Annotated in this window: 19 protein-coding genes; 10 read left to right on the top strand and 9 right to left on the bottom strand. The window is 66.6% G+C overall.

Features of this window, described 5'->3' with window-relative positions:
• Window positions 1-134 precede the first annotated feature (134 nt).
• Complete coding sequence (locus tag ACFVVI_RS33455; RefSeq protein ID WP_387448725.1) at window positions 135-1421, bottom strand: thymidine phosphorylase; 1287 nt, start codon at window positions 1419-1421, stop codon at window positions 135-137.
• Window positions 1422-1448: 27 nt separating this feature from the next.
• Window positions 1449-1850 carry a cytidine deaminase gene (locus ACFVVI_RS33460; RefSeq protein WP_378996739.1) on the bottom strand — a complete coding sequence of 134 codons (402 nt, stop codon included), beginning with the start codon at window positions 1848-1850 and terminating at the stop codon, window positions 1449-1451.
• A 290-nt stretch (window positions 1851-2140) separates the two neighbouring features.
• On the opposite strand from ACFVVI_RS33460, the gene sdhC reads away from it, so the two are divergent.
• From sdhC to ACFVVI_RS33485, 5 genes are all read left to right on the top strand, one after another.
• Complete coding sequence (sdhC, locus tag ACFVVI_RS33465) at window positions 2141-2545, top strand: succinate dehydrogenase, cytochrome b556 subunit (protein ID WP_358179944.1); 405 nt, start codon at window positions 2141-2143, stop codon at window positions 2543-2545.
• A 1-nt stretch (window position 2546) separates the two neighbouring features.
• Window positions 2547-2981 carry a succinate dehydrogenase hydrophobic membrane anchor subunit gene (locus ACFVVI_RS33470; protein WP_378996741.1) on the top strand — a complete coding sequence of 145 codons (435 nt, stop codon included), beginning with the start codon at window positions 2547-2549 and terminating at the stop codon, window positions 2979-2981.
• 34 nt (window positions 2982-3015) lie between these two features.
• On the top strand, window positions 3016-4767 hold the full coding sequence (sdhA, locus tag ACFVVI_RS33475) for a succinate dehydrogenase flavoprotein subunit (protein ID WP_378971801.1): 1752 nt from the start codon (window positions 3016-3018) through the stop codon (window positions 4765-4767).
• A complete protein-coding gene (locus tag ACFVVI_RS33480) occupies window positions 4767-5537 on the top strand; it encodes a succinate dehydrogenase iron-sulfur subunit (protein WP_378996743.1) in 771 nt (256 codons plus the stop codon). The genes sdhA and ACFVVI_RS33480 overlap by 1 nt, the downstream gene beginning before the upstream one ends.
• A 139-nt stretch (window positions 5538-5676) precedes the next feature.
• Complete coding sequence (locus ACFVVI_RS33485) at window positions 5677-6186, top strand: hypothetical protein (protein ID WP_387448731.1); 510 nt, start codon at window positions 5677-5679, stop codon at window positions 6184-6186.
• Window positions 6187-6292: 106 nt separating this feature from the next.
• Here ACFVVI_RS33485 and ACFVVI_RS33490 read toward each other — a convergent pair whose 3' ends face one another.
• Window positions 6293-7183 (bottom strand): fructosamine kinase family protein, encoded by an 891-nt coding sequence (locus ACFVVI_RS33490; RefSeq protein ID WP_387448734.1) that lies wholly within the window; start codon window positions 7181-7183, stop codon window positions 6293-6295.
• Window positions 7184-7386: 203 nt separating this feature from the next.
• Here ACFVVI_RS33490 and ACFVVI_RS33495 point away from each other — a divergent pair, with 203 nt between their 5' ends.
• The gene (locus ACFVVI_RS33495; protein WP_378635489.1) at window positions 7387-8616 is read left to right on the top strand and encodes a cytochrome P450; all 1230 of its coding nucleotides are present in this window, start codon (window positions 7387-7389) and stop codon (window positions 8614-8616) included.
• A gap of 61 nt (window positions 8617-8677) precedes the next feature.
• Window positions 8678-9361 (top strand): TetR/AcrR family transcriptional regulator, encoded by a 684-nt coding sequence (locus ACFVVI_RS33500; protein WP_378996787.1) that lies wholly within the window; start codon window positions 8678-8680, stop codon window positions 9359-9361.
• A 15-nt stretch (window positions 9362-9376) separates the two neighbouring features.
• Here the strand turns inward: ACFVVI_RS33500 and ACFVVI_RS33505 are convergent, their stop codons facing one another.
• Both ACFVVI_RS33505 and ACFVVI_RS33510 read right to left on the bottom strand, forming a co-directional pair.
• Entirely contained in the window at window positions 9377-10048 is a 672-nt protein-coding gene (locus ACFVVI_RS33505; protein WP_378996749.1) for a RadC family protein, read from the bottom strand.
• Window positions 10049-10162: 114 nt separating this feature from the next.
• Window positions 10163-10345, bottom strand: coding sequence for a type II toxin-antitoxin system VapB family antitoxin (locus tag ACFVVI_RS33510; protein ID WP_378635482.1), 183 nt, complete (start codon window positions 10343-10345; stop codon window positions 10163-10165).
• Window positions 10346-10591: 246 nt separating this feature from the next.
• On the opposite strand from ACFVVI_RS33510, the gene ACFVVI_RS33515 reads away from it, so the two are divergent.
• A complete protein-coding gene (locus ACFVVI_RS33515; RefSeq protein WP_387448738.1) occupies window positions 10592-11488 on the top strand; it encodes a phenylalanine 4-monooxygenase in 897 nt (298 codons plus the stop codon).
• A gap of 153 nt (window positions 11489-11641) precedes the next feature.
• On the top strand, window positions 11642-12325 hold the full coding sequence (locus tag ACFVVI_RS33520) for an ester cyclase (protein ID WP_387448741.1): 684 nt from the start codon (window positions 11642-11644) through the stop codon (window positions 12323-12325).
• Here ACFVVI_RS33520 and ACFVVI_RS33525 read toward each other — a convergent pair whose 3' ends face one another.
• Window positions 12326-12934 (bottom strand): TetR family transcriptional regulator, encoded by a 609-nt coding sequence (locus ACFVVI_RS33525; protein WP_387448743.1) that lies wholly within the window; start codon window positions 12932-12934, stop codon window positions 12326-12328.
• On the bottom strand, window positions 12924-14435 hold the full coding sequence (locus ACFVVI_RS33530) for a DHA2 family efflux MFS transporter permease subunit (RefSeq protein WP_387448746.1): 1512 nt from the start codon (window positions 14433-14435) through the stop codon (window positions 12924-12926). Before ACFVVI_RS33530 ends, ACFVVI_RS33525 begins: the two co-directional genes overlap by 11 nt.
• A gap of 140 nt (window positions 14436-14575) precedes the next feature.
• On the opposite strand from ACFVVI_RS33530, the gene ACFVVI_RS33535 reads away from it, so the two are divergent.
• Complete coding sequence (locus ACFVVI_RS33535; protein ID WP_378996757.1) at window positions 14576-15871, top strand: D-alanyl-D-alanine carboxypeptidase family protein; 1296 nt, start codon at window positions 14576-14578, stop codon at window positions 15869-15871.
• 16 nt (window positions 15872-15887) lie between these two features.
• Here the strand turns inward: ACFVVI_RS33535 and yhjD are convergent, their stop codons facing one another.
• Together yhjD and trpS are read right to left on the bottom strand one after the other, a co-directional pair.
• Window positions 15888-16910, bottom strand: coding sequence for an inner membrane protein YhjD (gene yhjD, locus ACFVVI_RS33540; protein ID WP_387448751.1), 1023 nt, complete (start codon window positions 16908-16910; stop codon window positions 15888-15890).
• A gap of 41 nt (window positions 16911-16951) precedes the next feature.
• The gene (gene trpS, locus ACFVVI_RS33545; protein ID WP_378996762.1) at window positions 16952-17983 is read right to left on the bottom strand and encodes a tryptophan--tRNA ligase; all 1032 of its coding nucleotides are present in this window, start codon (window positions 17981-17983) and stop codon (window positions 16952-16954) included.
• Window positions 17984-17987: the final 4 nt, after the last annotated feature.

Here is a 17987-nt window from a genome sequence, read left to right on the forward strand (position 1 = left end):
GGTCAGGCGCCGGGGCGTAGGCGACGAAGGAGCAAGCCCCGGTGCCTGACCGGCGGCCCCTCAGGGCCGCGGACACGCGCGCGCCAGCGCGCCAAAAACACAGCGTCAAACCGACCTGGGACTACCAACCCTTGTCAGCCGATCCGCCCGAGCACCAACTCCCCCGGCTTCCCATCCGGCGCGGACTCGATCGTCACAGCCCCCTCGAGCGCCGCCAAAGCCCCCGCAAATGCATCCGGCGTATCCGTGTGCAACGTCAACAGCGCCTGCCCCACCACCACCAGGTCCCCCGGCTTGGCATGCATCTCGATCCCGGCGCCCGCCTGCACCTTCTCCCCCTGACGAGCACGCCCCGCCCCCAACCGCCAAGCAGCAACCCCCACCCCCATCGCATCGAGCCGGGTCAGCACCCCACTCGATTCGGCCCGCACGATCTCGGTATGCCGGGCGACGGGCAGAGCAGCGTCCGGATCCCCACCTTGCGCCTGAATCATCGCCCGCCAGTGATCCATAGCCCGGCCGTCAGCGAGAACATCAGCAGGATCGATATGCAGCCCGGCTTGCGCGACCATCTCTCGGGCGAGCGTCAAAGTCAGCTCGACCACATCCGCAGGTCCCCCACCAGCGAGCACCTCCACCGACTCGGCGACTTCCATCGCATTACCCGCAGTCCGCCCGAGCGGAGTATCCATCGCGGTCAGCAAGGCGACCGTGTTCACACCCGCATCGCGCCCGAGTTCGACCATCGCCGTCGCGAGTTCGCGAGCGCCGTCGAGAGTCTTCAAGAAGGCGCCCGACCCGACCTTCACATCCAGCACCAGCGCCGCTGTCCCCTCGGCGATCTTCTTGCTCATGATCGAACTCGCGATCAACGGAATCGACTCGACCGTCCCCGTTACATCCCGCAGCGCGTAGAGCCGCTTGTCGGCCGGCGCCAGATCAGCACCCGCCGCGCAGATCACCGCGCCGATCGCCGGGTCGGCCAGGATCTCCCGCATCCGCGGCACCGTCACATCGGCCTGCCAGCCGGGGATCGACTCGAGCTTGTCCAGCGTCCCACCGGTGTGCCCGAGCCCTCGCCCGGACAACTGCGGCACCGCGGCCCCACACGCGGCCACCAGCGGAGCCAACGGGAGGGTGATCTTGTCGCCGACCCCACCGGTCGAATGCTTGTCGACGGTGGGTCGCGGCAGGTCGGTGAAGTCCATCCGGCTGCCCGACCCGATCATCGCCGCCGTCCACCGCGCGGTTTCGCGCCGGGTCATCCCCCGCCACACGATCGCCATGGCCATGGCCGACATCTGCTCGTCGGCCACGGTCCCCCGGGTGAACGCGTCCACCACCCAGTCGATCTGTGCGTCGGACAGCTCGCCGCCGTCACGCTTGGTAGTAATGACCGAAACCGCATCCAGTGCCGTCATGGCGCCAAGTCTGGCACTGCTGCCCGGCTACTGCTGCCCGGCCGCCAGATCATCCGGTCCGAAGGCGTAGGGCAGGAGCTCCGACAGCGGCTTCGGGCCGTCGGCGTGGTCCACCAGTAGTTCGCCCCCGCCGTGTTCGAACAGCAGCTGACGACAGCGCCCACAGGGCATCAGGATTTCGCCGCGAGAATCGGTCACCGAGACGGCGACGAGACGGCCGCCACCCGACGCAAATAAGTTACCGACGAGTACGCATTCGGCACACAGGGTTAGCCCATATGAGACATTTTCCACATTGCATCCGCTCACAATTCGGCCATCCGCGCTGAGAGCAGCGGCGCCGACGGGGAAACCCGAGTACGGGGCGTACGCCGACCCCATTGCCCGAATTGCCATGTCATGCAACGTATTCCAGTCGATTTCGGGCACCGATAACCTCCAGCCGATCCCGCCGAACACCGGGAAACAGGGGCCGAAACACCAGTATCCGGCATCGAGAAAGGTAAACCTAACTCGCCTGTTTTACGCGCAACGCACGGCACGCCGAATTAGTTCCGCGAAACAGAGGGGATTAGAGTTCACCGAAGATCGGTTCAGGTTCCCGGCGGCGGGCCAGCGCTCAAGAATACAGCGCAGCCACCTGGGCATTTGCCTCTCCACGCATGCCGGCGTCGGATCTGTGACCGGGTCCATCAACGACGTTGGAGGCACCGCACTCTATGACCACGATAGAAGCTCCGGCTCCGGCCCAGCCGAAGCGGAAGACGCTGTACCGCGGCGACCCTGGCATGTGGTCGTGGGCGCTGCACCGGATCACCGGTGTCACGCTGTTCTTCTTCCTCTTCGCGCATGTGTTGGACACGGCACTCGTCCGGGTCAACCCGGATACCTACGACCACGCGATCGAGCTCTACAAGAACCCCGTCGTGGCGTTGATGGAGATGGGTCTCGTCGTCGCCGTCCTGTTCCACGCCCTCAACGGTGTCCGGGTCATCCTGGTCGACTTCTGGTCCCAGGGTCCGCGATTCCAGAAGCAGATGCTGTGGATCGTCCTCACCATCTGGGTTCTGGTCTCCGCCGCGGGCGTCGGCCGCCAGTTCTTCTACCTGCTGACGGAGCACTGATATGTCTGCACCTGTCCTCGGCAAGTCCTACGATCGCCCGGCCAGCCTCGACTCCCCGCGTTCGCCGCGTGGCAAGTCGAACGGCAACTTCGAGAAGTACGCATGGCTGTTCATGCGCATCTCCGGCCTGTTCCTGATCGTTCTCGTGCTCGGCCACATGTTCATCATGCTGATGATCGACGGCGGCGTGAACCGGCTGAACTTCGCGTTCGTGGCCGGTCGCTGGTCGAGCCCGTTCTGGCAGTTCTGGGATCTGTCCATGCTGTGGCTGGCTCAGCTGCACGGCGGCAACGGTCTGCGCGTCATCATCGACGACTACTCGCGCAAGGACTCCACCCGGTTCTGGCTGAAGGTCATCCTCGTGCTGTCGATGATCCTGGTCGTCGCCGTCGGCACGTACGTCATCTTCACCTTCGACCCCAACATCACAGGTTAGGAACAGGCCACCTCGCATGAGTGAATCCCGTCCGATTCAGGAGCATCGCTACGACGTGGTCATCGTCGGCGCCGGTGGCGCGGGCATGCGCGCGGCGATCGAGGCCGGCCCGCGCGCTCGCACCGCGGTCCTGACCAAGCTGTACCCGACCCGTAGCCACACCGGCGCGGCCCAGGGTGGCATGTGCGCCGCGCTGGCCAACGTCGAAGAAGACAACTGGGAATGGCACACCTTCGACACCGTCAAGGGTGGCGACTACCTCGTCGACCAGGACGCCGCGGAGATCATGGCCAAAGAGGCCATCGACGCGGTCATGGACCTGGAGAAGATGGGCCTGCCGTTCAACCGCACGCCCGAGGGCAAGATCGACCAGCGTCGTTTCGGTGGCCACACCCGTGACCACGGCAAGGCGCCCGTGCGTCGCGCGTGTTATGCCGCCGACCGCACCGGTCACATGATCCTGCAGACGCTCTACCAGAACTGCGTCAAGCACGACGTCGAGTTCTACAACGAGTTCTACGTGCTCGACCTGGTGATGACCGAGTCCGATCGTGGCCCCGTCGCCACCGGCGTCGTCGCCTACGAGCTGTCGACCGGCGAGATCCACATCTTCCACGCGAAGTCGATCGTGTTCGCCACCGGCGGCTCGGGCCGCATGTACAAGACCACCTCGAACGCGCACACGCTGACCGGTGACGGCATGGCGATCGTGTTCCGTAAGGGCCTGCCGCTCGAGGACATGGAGTTCCACCAGTTCCACCCGACAGGCCTCGCCGGCCTGGGCATCCTCATCTCCGAGGCCGTGCGTGGTGAAGGCGGCATCCTGCGCAACGCCTCCGGTGAGCGCTTCATGGAGCGCTACGCCCCCACCATCAAGGACCTCGCGCCGCGTGACATCGTCGCCCGCTCGATGGTGCTCGAGGTGGCCGAGGGCCGTGGCGCCGGCCCGAACAAGGACTACGTCTACATCGACGTGACCCACCTCGGCGCCGACGTGCTCGAGGAGAAGCTGCCCGACATCACCGAGTTCGCGCGCACGTACCTCGGCGTGGACCCGGTGACCGAGCTGGTGCCGGTCATGCCGACCTGCCACTACGTCATGGGTGGTATCCCGACCAAGATCCGTGGCGAGGTGCTGCGCAACAACACCGACGTGGTGCCCGGCCTCTACGCCGCCGGTGAGTGCGCGTGCGTCTCGGTGCACGGCGCGAACCGTCTCGGCACCAACTCGCTGCTCGACATCAACGTGTTCGGCCGTCGCGCCGGCATCGCGGCCGCCGAGTACGCCAACCGCACCGAGTTCACCGAGATGCCGGAGAACCCGTCGCAGATGGTGATGGACTGGCTCGAGCTGATCCTGTCCGACCACGGCAACGAGCGCGTGGCCGACATCCGCACCGAGCTGCAGGCCACGATGGATGCGAACGCGGGCGTGTTCCGCACCGAGGAAACCCTCAAGAAGGTCCTCACCGATATCCACACGCTCAAGGAGCGCTACACCCGGATCACGGTGCAGGACAAGGGCAAGCGCTACAACAGCGACCTGCTCGAGGCTGTCGAGCTGGGCTTCCTGCTCGAGCTGGCCGAAGTCACCGTCGTCGGCGCGCTCAACCGCAAGGAATCGCGTGGCGGCCACGCTCGCGAGGACTACCCGGACCGCGACGACACGAACTTCATGCGGCACACGATGGCGTACAAGGAGGGCCCGGAGCTCATCTCCGAGATCCGCCTCGACTTCAAGCCGGTGGTGCAGACCCGCTACGAGCCGATGGAGCGTAAGTACTGATGACTGCTGTTATCGAACCCACCAAGCAGAAGCCGGCGCCGGTCCCCGAGGGCTCGGTCATGGTCACCGTCAAGATCGCCCGGTTCAGCACCGAGGACGACAAGGGCGCGCACTGGGACTCGTTCCAGGTGCCGGTCCTGCCGACCGACCGCTTCCTCAACGTGCTCATCTACATCAAGTCCTACCTGGACGGCACCCTCACCTTCCGGCGCTCCTGCGCCCACGGTGTGTGTGGCTCCGACGCCATGCGGATCAACGGTGTGAACCGGCTGGCCTGCAAGGTGCTGATGAAGGACATGCTGCCCAAGGGCGACAAGACCCTCACCATGACCGTCGAGCCGATCCGCGGCCTGCCCGTGGAGAAGGACCTCGTGGTCGACATGGAGCCGTTCTTCGACGCGTTCCGCGCGGTGAAGCCGTACCTGATGACCTCGGGTAACGAGCCCACCCGCGAGCAGATCCAGAGCCAGGCCGACCGGGCCCGCTTCGATGACACCACCAAGTGCATCCTGTGCGCCTGCTGCACCACGTCGTGCCCCGTGTACTGGACCGACGGCAGCTACTTCGGCCCGGCCGCGATCGTGAACGCCCACCGCTTCATCTTCGACAGCCGCGACGAAGGCGCCCGCGAGCGCCTCGACATCCTCAACGACGTCGAAGGTGTCTGGCGCTGCCGCACCACCTTCAACTGCACCGACGCGTGCCCCCGTGGCATCGAGGTCACCAAGGCGATCCAGGAAGTCAAGCGAGCCCTGCTCTTCACCCGCTGACCTTCTCGCTTGTCAGGCCGTCCACACCGAAAGGTGTGGGCGGCCTTTGTCGTTGGTCGGCACTTGCGGGGAATGACGACAGGGTGGATAGTGTTACTATCCATAGTAGATAGTGTCAGTATCCATTCTGGGAGTACTTATGATCACCCTCGTCGCCCTGGTCGGCTCGCTCGTTGTCTTTCGCACGCTCGGAGCGCTCGGCGTAACCCGTTTCGCCTCGTGGTCCGCCGGCGCCGCCCACGCACTGGCCGTCATGCTGGTGATGACGGGCACCGCGCACTTCATGCCCGCGAGCGTCACCGTGATGCCCAACTACGCCGACATGGTCGCCATGATCCCGCCCTTCGTCCCGTTCCCCGGCTTCATGGTCCTGGCCAGCGGCGTCCTGGAACTCCTCGCCGCGCTCGGCCTGATCCTCACCCGCACGAGGTGGATCGCGGGCTGGGCCCTGGTGCCGCTGTTCCTCCTGCTCCTCCCCGCCAACATCTACGCCGCCCTCAACGACATCCCGTTCGCGGGCGAGCCCGCATCGCCCCTGTGGCAGCGAATCCCGGAACAGGCGCTCTACATCGGGTTCGCAGTATGGGCGACCCGATCGGCACCCCGAGTCCTGCCCGCACTACGACGACAGGAGCCGTCGCCGATCTGAACGCCTGACCGACAAAGGCCATCAGCGTCGAATGATGTTGGTGGCCTTCGTCATTGACAACCAGTACCCCTACCTCGTTCTGACACACCATGTCCCGTCAGACGCACTAGCGGTAATGGGAGGCCGCGTCCAAGACGGCGGTTCGATAGGAACGGCCGAAGAGGACGGCGTGGGCCAGGAGGAGGTGGAGCTGATGGAGGGGGATGCGGGTTTGCCAATCGGGGGCCAAGGGGTGGACGTCGTTGTAGGCGGCGACGATTCGGGGGAGATAGGGGGCGCCGCCGAAGAGGGACAGGGTGGACAGGTCCGTTTCGGGGTGGCCGCCGTGGGCGGCGGGGTCGATCAGCCAGGGGGTGCCGGAGGGGCCCCAGAGGATGTTTCCCGGCCAGAGGTCGCCGTGGATTCGGGCAGGGGCTTCGTCGGGGGCTTCGATGTGAATCGATTCGATGTGGGTGGCGTCGGCGGGGTCGAGGGCGCCCGCGTCGACGGCGAGTTTCAGGTACGGCAGGATTCGGCGTTCGCGGTACCAGGTGGGCCAGTCCTCGCCGGGGGTGTTGTCGAGGGGCAGACCGGCGAGGAAACCCGTGGCGGCAGCGCCGAATTCGGGGGCGCCCGCGCTGTGGGTCACCGCCAATCCCGCACCGAATCGCTCGGCGGCAGCGGCGGTCGGCTCAGCATGGTCGACCCACTGCATCAACAGCAGTTCATCGGTCTGCGCGTACAACTCCGGCACCGCGACACCACCGGCCTCTCGCAGCCAGCGAAGCCCTTGCGCCTCCGCCGCGAAGAGTCCGGACGGAGCGGGCGCCCGCTCGGCGGTCGGGGCAGCGGACACCCCGCCGGGCCAGGTCTTCAGGAACAGATGCGTCCCGTCGTCGAGCAAGATCCGCTCGGCGACGCTGATCGACCCACCCGCGACGGGCGTCGTCCGCAGCCGCTGATGAGCGAGGAACGTCGGAAGCAGGTGCGGGTGCGCACGCAGAAACGGCAGGTCCACGCCGCCATCTTGCCCAGGACCGCTGGTGGTGGTCGGCGAATCGGAGGATCCCGGGCCGGACCACGCCTCCCGAGCCCATCGAACCAGTTTGTGAACAGGTATTACTAAACACTGTTCATAAAGGGTTCCGACGTGGTTTCATCGTGGTGAACGTGTTCCACATCACGGTGCGAAGTCCGCGCACCGGATCGAAGGAGACTGCCGTGACCAGCACAAACATCCCCGCGGGATTCGATTTCACCGATCCCGACCTCCTCGCCAGCCGATTGCCGATCGAGGAGTTCGCGCAATTGCGGCGCACCGCGCCGGTCTGGTGGTGCGCGCAGCCCGACCGCGCCAGCGGGTTCGACGACGGCGGGTACTGGGTGGTGTCCAAGCTGGCCGACATCAAGGAGATCTCGAAGAATCCGGAGGACTTCTCCTCGCACGAGAACACGGCGATCATCCGGTTCAACGAGGAGACCACGCGCGAGCAGATCGACATGCTCGGCAACATGCTCATGCTGAACCTGGATCCGCCGCAGCACACCAAGATCCGGCGCATCGTGTCGAAGGGCTTCACCCCGCGCGCGGTGGAGAATCTGCGGGCCGCGCTCACCGAGCGGGCCGAGAAGATCGTGTGGGAGGCCAAGAAGTCCGGTCGCGGCGACTTCGTCGAGCAGATCGCGTGCGAGCTGCCGCTGCAGGCCATCGCCGAGCTGATCGGCGTGCCGCAGGAGGACCGCATGAAGCTGTTCGACTGGACCAACCAGATGATCTCCTACGACGATCCGGAGTTCGAGGGCAATCACCACACCGCGACCGCCGAGGTGATGGGCTACGCCTGGAACATGGCCGAACAGCGCCGCGGCTGTCCGGCCTCCGACATCGTCACCCAGCTGGTCAACGCCGACGTCGACGGCGAGCACCTCGGTTCGGACGAGTTCGCATTCTTCGTCATCCTGCTCGCGGTGGCGGGCAACGAGACCACCCGCAATTCGATCACCCACGGCATGAAGGCCTTCGTCGACAACCCGGACCAGTGGGAGCTCTACAAGCAGCAGCGCCCGCGCACCGCACCGGACGAGATCGTGCGCTGGGCGACGCCGGTGACCGCGTTCCAGCGCACCGCGACGCGTGACCTGGAACTGGGCGGGCAGCAGATCAAGAAGGGCCAGCGGATCGGATTGTTCTACAGCTCGGCCAATTTCGACGAAGACGCCTTCGCCGACCCGTTCCGGTTCGACGTCCTGCGCGATCCCAACCCGCACGTCGGCTTCGGCGGCACCGGAACGCACTACTGTGTCGGCGCGAATCTGGCCCGCCTGGAGATCGACCTGATGTTCAATGCCATTGCCGACGCGATGCCGAACCTGCGCCAGGTCTCCGATCCGGTGCGGCTGCGCAGCGGCTGGCTCAACGGCATCAAGCGGTGGGAAGTCGAATACGCTTGAACCGACACATGATCGAAGGGGTGGCCGCTTGACGGGCAAGGCACGTGGCCGTGTGCCTGTCGTGACCGACGCCGATATCCGGCGGGTCACGCGGGCGCTGCTGGCCGGGCAAGGCCCCGATTCGGTCACCCTGCGGGCGATCGCACGCGAACTCGGCGTCACCGCGCCCGCGCTGTACCGGCACTATTCGTCGCGCGACGAGTTGATCGAGCGGATGCGGGTGGAGTTCTGCGCCGATCTGGCCGAGTTCCTCTCGACCGAGATCGAGCCGCTGCCCGACGACGGCGCGGTGCAGTTCCTGGCCATCTGCCGGGGGTTCCGGCACTGGGCGCTGGCGAACCCGCGGGAATTCACCCTGGTGTTCGCCTCGCCCACCTCGGGGCGGCCGATGATGCGCCGCTTCGACGAACCCTTCGGCCGGATCTTCCTTGCCGCGGCGGGCAGGCTGCTGGCGAACTTCGAGATCGCCACCCCACCAGGCGAGACCATCCCGGCCGCGTTGCGCGAGGACCTCATCGGCTTCCAGACCGACCTGCTGGCCATGCTCTCGGAGTCGGGACAGAAGTTCCCCGCCGAGAAGCTGGATCTCGGCGTGACCTACCTGATGGTGCAGATCTGGGCCCGGCTGTTCGGCCACGTCACCCTCGAGGTGTTCGGCAACTATCCGATCCCCCTGGCCGATCCGGAGATCATGTTCGACGCCATGCTCGCGGATCTGGCTCGCACCACCGGTTTCGCAGGCTGAGGCGCCTCCGCGCCGTCAAGGCAGAGGTGGTGCGGTGGACCAGGTTTCGCCCGCGACCACGATGTGGTCGAGGTAGCGCAGACCTACCGTGCGGGCGGCTTGGTGGAGCAGGGTGCTGGCTCGGCGGTCGTCGGGGCTGGGGGCCGGGTCGCCGGAGGGGTGGTTGTGGACCACGGCGAAGGCTCGGCCGTCGTGGCGCAGGACGGTGTTGAGGATTTCCCGGACGGGGACGGCGACGTGGTCGATGGCGCCTTCGGCGACGAAAGCGCGGTGGCGCAGACGGTTCTGGGTGTCGCAGACGAGCACGAGAAGTCGCTCCACCCGGGCGCCCGCGAAGAGCGGGATCGCCGCTGCCGCGATGTCTTCGGGCGTGGTGAGCTGCGGTAGCGAATCGGTGGGCGTGCGTGAGCGGGTGCCGAGATGGAAAGCCGCGACGACCGTGGCGGCTTTGGCCGGGCCGATGCCCGCGCGAGCGGCCAGTTCTTCGGGGCGGGCCGCGGAGAGTTCGGCCAATCCGCCGTAGTCGCCGATCAATTGGGCGGCAACCTCCAACGCGGATCGGCCGCGAGTCCCCTGGCCGAGTAGCAGCGCCAGTAGCTCGCCGTCGCTGAGCGCGTGCGGGCCCAGCATCAGCAGCCGCTCGCGCGGACGTTGGGCGACAGGCAAACTCGCGATCGGAACCGACATCGTTTCCCCCTGCGGATCGGTGACTGACTGTCGATGATCGCAGGGGGTACCGACAAGTCCGGGCTACCCCTCGGCCACCACGTGGGTGACGAAACCCGAACCCGGATCCACCCGCTAGGTGGGCTCCGCGCTGAAAACCGAATCGGCCATCAGCCGTTCCAAATTGCGTAGCTGGCGTTCGTGCACAACGATGCGGCGCAGCGCCTCGTTGACGGTGGCATTGCTGTCGGCGGTGCCCATGATGTCGGCCGCAGCGGCCAGCAGGCGCTGATCGAGATCTATTCGCAGGTTGCGCACGCATCCTCCTCTTCTACGATCGCAATCTTGCGTGATGGCGGCTCGGCTCGTCCGCTAATTCACCGCGTCGTTACCGAAACCACGCGTTCGCAAGTCCACACAGCGGCAGTCGGCATCGGGCAGCAAGCACACAGAAAACACAGTTCACCGCCGGAATCCGACGGTGACCACCCCTGCAACTGTGCAGTTTGCGTAGTTGCCGGCGTGGTTGTTGTCGCGACGGGAATGCGGTGCTTGCCTGGAGTCATGTTCACCGAGGCCCAGCTCTACTCGCCGGTGACGCGCGAGCGTGACGGCGATGTGACGGTGCATCTGAGCGATGACCACCCCGGCGTGCACGACGAGCACTACCGCGCGCGCCGCAACGCCATCGCCGCGCTCGCACTCGACTACTCCCCCGGCGCCCCCGTACCCCACATCGACTACACCGATGACGAGCAGCGGGTATGGCGAATCGCCTCGGCCGAGCTGGCCCGCAAGCACGAGGTCTATGCCTGCCGTGAGGTCAGGGAGGCAGCGGGCAACCTCGCTCTCCCGCACGATCACATCCCGCAACTCGACGAGGTATCGCGGCTGCTCACCCCCCTCACCGGCTTCCGGTACGCGCCGGCCGCCGGCCTCGTTCCGCTGCGCGAGTTCTTCGGCTCCTTCGCCGAACGCACCTTCCACTCCACCCAGTACATCCGCCACCACTCCGCCCCGCTGTACACCCCGGAACCCGATGCGATCCACGAGATCATCGGCCACGCCAACCAGATCGCCAGCCCGCGTTTCGCGGCGCTGTACGAGACGGTCGGTGGCGCGGTGGCGCGGCTGGAGACCGACAGCGCGCTGAAATTCCTCGCCGATGTCTTCTGGTTCTCGCTCGAGTTCGGTGTGGTCAGGGAGAACGACGAAATCCGTTGCTACGGAGCCGGACTGCTGTCGTCCTATGGCGAGATCGACGAATTCCGGCACGCCCTGCTCCGTCCGCTCGATGTCGCGGAGATGGGCACCATCGCCTACGACATCACCCATTACCAGCCGGTGCTGTTCTGTGCGGATTCGGTGGACCAGATCGTCGGCGTGCTCGGCGAATTCTTCGCGACCATGGATGACGAAACACCGGCCAGACTCGGTCACCCCACCCGGGCTGTCTCGTAGCTATCTCCGAAAACGTTGCTACAGAACACAGTTCAACATTTTATGTTTCTCACTTGTTGGGACCCGACACACGCGACCGATGCGCGACTGTTACCTTCGACCCGTTCTTCGAGCTTTTTGAAAGGGTCGGGTAGACCGAAAATGACTGTGGACGTGACAGATACGCAGGCCGAACAGAACCCGGAACCGGAAGCGCCCCTGTGGCTGCAGGGCCGGGAAGCCGTGATCGCCGCCGCGGCGCCGGAGGAATGGCGCGGCAACGTTCCCGACTACGAACTGAGCCACGAGGTGATCCCGCGCGAGCGCAGCGTCGAGCACGCGCCCGGCTCGCTCGAGGCGATCGTCGAGGACCTGGTGAAGGTCTTCGAGATGGAGGTCTCGCACAAGGCCGACCCCGCGACGTGGCTGTCGGTGGTGGCCGACCAGTACCGAGGCCGGGTCAACGGCGGGACGTGGCAGGACGCCGAGGAGTTCGCTCGGATCGGCAGCTACAACATCCTGATCGGCGACAACCCGTACTACGACTCCGCCAACGAGACCTTCGACTCCTCGCACCACATCTTCCACACCGCCTTCCCCGGCGGGTTCTTCTGGGAGGTCCAGGAAGTGCTGTCGGGCCCGCCGTCGGTGAGCTTCCGCTGGCGGCACTGGGGCAAGTTCGAGGGCGAGTACAAGGGCCACCAGCCCACCGGTGAGCAGATCGAGATGTTCGGTGTGACCATCGCCCGCGTCAGCGAGGACCTGCGCATCCTCGAGCTGGAGCACTTCTACGACAACAACAAGCTGCTGGGCCCGCTGGCACACGGCTGCCCCGTGCAGCACGGCAAGGCCGACTAGTCAGGTCCGATCGCTGCCGTTCGGTGCGTCGTCCGGACCGAACGGCAGCCCGGCCTGCAGGAACCGCAGGGCGTGACCGACATTCTCGGCATTGACCGGCGTGGTGGTCACGATGGCGAGCATGGTGCCGATCATCGCGCCCGCGGCCACCCGCACCTCGAAATCGTCGGCAGCCCGGCCGGTGTATTCGGCCATCAGGTGCGCCGCCAATTCGATGCTGCGCTGGAATTCCAGGCCGATCGCCGGGCGCAGCTCCGGGACGTGGTACAGCAGTGCGTGCCGTTCCTGCTCGAAGGCCATGTCGGCGGCCGACATGGCCGAGAACACTGCCTCCGTGGCGTTGCGGAAGGCGGTCAGCGGGTGCAGGCCGCGCGGTTGCGCCTCCAGCGCTTCGATCATCAGCGCGTCCTGATCATCGGCGATGACCAGCTGTTCCTTGGTCGGGAAGTAGCGGAAGAAGGTGCTCGGGGATACCTCGGCCGCCGCCGCGATCTGCTCCACCGTGGTCTCGGTGTAGCCCTGTTCCCGGAACAGCCGGAACGCCTCGACCCTGATGGTTCGGCGGGTCCGCTCCTTCTTCCGCTCGCGTAGCGACATCTCAACCGACATGTATCGATTCTGCCGCATCCGTCTCGGTAACCGGTGCCGTCGGTCGCCGCAGCCACAGCGCGGTGCCGAGTCCGGCGACCAGACACAGCGCCGCGCACAGCCCGAGCATGGTGTCCATGCCCGTGACGAAGGCCTGCTGTACCTGCGCCAGCATCACCGGATCACCGGTCTCCCGCGCGTGGGCGACGCCCGCGTTGACACCGTCGGAGATCGGTGCGCGGTCGAGCGCGCCGAGGTCGGCGCGGTACCAGGTGGACAGCACGGTGCCGAGCACGGCAACGCCGATGGTGCCACCCGCCTGCCGAAGTGCTTGCAGCAGTGCCGAACCCGACCCGGAACCGGCGGCGGTGAGCTCCCCGAGCGCCATGCCCATGGCGGCGGGCATGACCAGACCCATCCCGATACCGAGCACTGTGGTCCACAGCGCGGTCAGGCCGTAACCGCTGTCGACCCGAGTGAGCGTGCCGAGCCCGATTCCGCCCGCGAGTACCAGGAACCCGGCGGTGAGCATGACCCGCAGGCCGAGCCGCGGCAGCAACATGTCGACCAACCTGCTGCCGATCACCAGCCCGCCGATCATCGGCAACAGCCGCAACCCGCTACCGAGCGCATCGACCCCGAGCACGGCCTGGAAATACTGCGGGACGGTGAAGAACATCCCGAACATGGCGAAACTGACGAGGATGGACAGCGCTGTACCCCAACGGAATCCGGGAGTGGCGAACAGCGTGAGGTCGATCAGCGGGTGCGCGGTGCGACGCTGCCACCACAGGAAGACGGCGAGCAGCGCGGCGCCCGCCACCACAACGAGCCACGCTGCGATGTCGCCCCAGCCCCGTTCGCCGATCCGGATGAAACCGTAGGTCAGCCCGAGCATGCCCGCCGCCGACAGCAGCGCACCCACGATGTCGATGCGAAAGCTGCTGTCGCCGTGTGATTCCGGCACCAGGGTCGCCACCGCAACCGCCCCGATGATCACCAGCGGCACATTGATGAGGAACACCGAACCCCACCAGTAGTGCTGCAGCAGCCAGCCACCGACGATCGGACCGAGCGGCAGACCGATCGCGGTCGAGGTGACCCAGATCGTCACCGCGCGTTGCCGTTGCGCCGGTTCGCTGAACAGCACCGGCAGCACGGCCATCGACAGCGGCATCATCGCGGCGGCGGCGACGCCGAGCGCCACTCTGGCCGCGATGAGCTGGCCCGCCGAATCGGCGAACGCGCAGGCCAGCGAGGCCACACCGAACAGCACCAGCGCTGCCAGCAGGACCTTCTTGCGCCCGTACCGGTCGCCTAGCGCGCCCGCGGGCAGCATCAGCGCGGCCAGAGCCAGCGTGTAAGCGCTGCTGAACCACTGCAGCGCAGCGGTATTCGCATCCAGGTCCACCGCGAGCGTCGGGATGGCCACCGTGAGCACGGTGACGTCGAGTCCGATGGTGAGCATCGCCACGGCCAGCGCGCCGAGCGCGAGCCAGCGGCGGGTGTCTTCCGTCCGCATATCTCCTCCAAATTGAGAGCTACTACTTTTTGATAGTAACTCTCATTTGCTAGTTCATGTCAATACCCTCGCCGAGTCCAAGCCTGTCAGCTCGTGGACCGGCGAACGCGCCACAGCAGCGACTACTAGGCTGCGAGGCGATGAGGATTCGTGAAGTCGGCCTGCGCGCCGCATGCCTTCTCGGTGCTGCCGTCACCGTCACCGCACTCGCAGGCGCTCCAGCCTTCGCCGTTCCCGCCACCGACGGCGGCTCGAGTACCACCACCACACCCCCGTTCACCACGCCGAACACCGACGACTGCCCACAGAAGACGCAGCCGCCCGCACCGATCGACACCTCGGAGGTGCCTGCGCCCGGCGAGCCGACACCGACCCAGCTCCCCGTCCCCTCCCCCGCCGTCGGCGGTCAGCGGATGGGCGATTGCGGCGTGATCGTGCCCGACGGCGCACCCCCGGTGCCCGCCGAGATCTCGGCGACCGCGTGGATGGTCTCCGACCTCGACACCGGTCGCGTACTCGCCGCCAAGGATCCGCACGGCCGCTACCGCCCCGCCAGCACCATCAAGGTCGCCCTGGCCATCGTCGCGCTGCGCAGCCTGGATCTGGACAAGGTCGTGGTCGGCACCCAGGCCGACGCCGATGTCGACGGCACCAGGGTCGGCATCGGCCCCGGTGGCCGCTACACCAACCGCCAGCTCATGCAGGCCCTGATCATGTGCTCGGGCAACGACGCCGCCCACGCCATCGCCACCCAGCTCGGCGGCGACAAGGCCGCCGTGGCGAAGATGAACGAGGTGGCGAAGTCGTTGCGCGCGTTGGACACTCGCGCGGCGACGCCGTCCGGCCTCGACGGGCCCGGCATGAGCACCTCGGCCTACGACCTGTCGGTGCTGTTCCGCGAGGCGATGAACATCCCCCTGTTCGCCGAACTGATCCACACCGAGCAGGTCGACTTCCCCGGGTTCCCCGCCGACCCCAAGATTCCCGACGACAAGGACCACCCCGGCTTCCCGATCGCCAACGACAACCAGCTGCTCTACAACTACGCGGGCGCGATCGGCGGCAAGACCGGTTTCACCGACGACGCCCGTCAGACCTTTGTCGCCGCCGCCGAACGCGACGGGCACCGACTGGTGGTCACCCTGCTCAAGGCCGACGTGCGCCCGATCCGGCCCTGGGAGCAGGCCGCCCGGCTGCTGGACTACGGTTTCGCCCTCGACACCCAAGCCAGGATCGGCAAGCTACCCGAATCAGGCAGCGAGGCAGTGCAACCCAGCGTTCCCCTGGCGTCGCCCCCGCCGCGCGCCGACGGCACCCGAGCCGACCCGGTCCAACCGGCACATCAGGGCGCCCGCATCGCCACCTTGATCGGCGGGCCCGTGCTGGTGCTCGTGCTGCTGCTCTGGGCGCGCAGGGCCTTCCGACGCAGGCGCTGACACCGAGGGCCGGGCGCTACCGCCGCTTGCCCACCAGCATCAGGGCCAGTGCCGCCACCGCCCCCGCCCCGAAGTAGGCGGCGCCGCTCCCGGTCGACATCCCGTGCTCGACCACCCGCGGCCGGATGACCACCGCGTCCGGCGGCGCGACCGTCGCGGCACGTTCGTTGTCCGACGACGTCGCCGCCCACGCCGTCGCGAACAGCAGGATCCGATAGGACATGTAGCTGAAGACCATCAGGCCGATGATCGACCCGAACGTCGCCCCCACCGGACTGGACAGCACCGCCCGCAGGTAGATCGCGGCGATGATCTTGAAGATCTCGAAGGCCACCGCCGCCAGCACCGCCGCCCGCGCCGCACTGCGCAACGACACCGGCTCGCGCGGCAGCCGCGCGATCATCCACGCGAACACCGCCCACGACGCGAGCAGTCCGAGCGCGATCGAAACCAGCCGCAGCACCAGACCCGCCCCGGGCAGATGATCCGCCCCCAGCAGCTCGAGCACCCCCTTGCCCACCCCGCTCGCCGAGACCGCCGACAAACCGAGCGACACCACGAAGGCCAGGCCGAGACCGATCAACGCGCCGATATCCGACAGTTTGGCCAGCCACCACGGCTTCTCGGGGCTGTGACTGGCCCACTGCTCGGTGAGCGCGGCCCGCAGGTTGGCGATCCAGCCGAGCCCGGTGTAGAGCCCGACCAGCAAGCCGATGACGCCGACCGTGCCGCGGGAATTGATCGCCTGTTCGATGAGGTCGTTGATCTGAGTGCCGAAGGAACTGGGAATCTTCTCGACGACCTTGTCCTGCAACTCGCTCAGCAGGTCCGGGTGCCCGGCCAGAATGAAACCGGCCACCGAGAACGCCACCATCAGCAGCGGAAACAGCGACAGCACAGTGAAATACGTGATGCCGGCGGCGAAGAAGTCACCGCGCTGGCTCTGGAACCGCCCACCGGCCCTGACCAGATGATCCAGCCAGGGCCTGCGCCCGATCTGCTTCTCGATGGCCGCCGAGATGTTCTCGATCAACTGCATGACACGCGCCCCTTCAGCGAAAACCTCAGGTGCGCAACGGGTCAGCGAGCGAGGAAGCCAACCCGGTCGTACACCTGAGCGAGTGTGTTGCCTGCGATCTCACGCGCCCGCTCGGCGCCCGCGGCCAGAATCCGGTCCAGTTCCGCCTGATCGGACAGGTATTCCTGGACCTTCTTCTGCACGGGCGTCACGAATTCGACCAGCGCGTCGGCCACCTCGGCCTTGAGATCACCGTAGCCCTTACCCTCGAAATTCACCTCGAGGTCGACGATCGGGGTTTCGCGCAGCGAGCTCAGGATCACCAGCAGGTTGCTCACGCCCGCCTTGTTCTCCGGGTCGTAGCGGATCTCGCGCCCGGTGTCGGTGACCGCCGAGCGCACCCGCTTGGCGGTGATCTTCGGGTCGTCGAGCAGGTTGATCAGCCCGGCGTCGCTGGAGGCCGACTTGCTCATCTTCGAGGTCGGGTCCTGCAGATCGAAGATCTTCGCGGTGCCCTTGACGATGTGCGGCTCCGGCACGACGAAGGTCTTCTTGAAACGAGTGTTGAAGCGCTGGGCCAGGTTCCGGGTCAGCTCGAGGTGCTGGCGCTGGTCCTCGCCGACCGGCACCTGGTGCGGGCGGTAGAGCAGGATGTCGGCGGCCATCAGCACCGGGTAGGTGAACAGGCCGACGGTCGCGTTCTCGGCGCCCTGCTTGACCGACTTGTCCTTGAACTGGGTCATCCGGCCCGCTTCACCGAAACCGGTGATACAGCTCAGCACCCAGGACAGCTCGGCGTGCTCGGGCACCTGACTCTGCACGAACAGTGTGGACTTGGCGGGGTCGATGCCGAGCGCGAGCAGCTGGGCGGCGGCGGACTTGGTGCGCGCCCGCAGCGCCTTGGGATCCTGGCTGACGGTGATCGCGTGCATATCCGGAATGAAGTACAGCGCGTCGTACTCGTCCTGCATCGTCACCCAGTACTGCAGCGCACCCAGGTAGTTGCCGAGGTGGAAGGAGTCGCTGGTGGGCTGGATGCCCGACAGCACCCGCTGCTTACGTTCGGCCGTCTCGGCCGGGGCAGGACTGGACATACCC

Origin of the sequence: Nocardia sp. NPDC058114 (assembly GCF_042884695.1) — a bacterium.
Lineage (GTDB): Bacteria > Actinomycetota > Actinomycetes > Mycobacteriales > Mycobacteriaceae > Nocardia.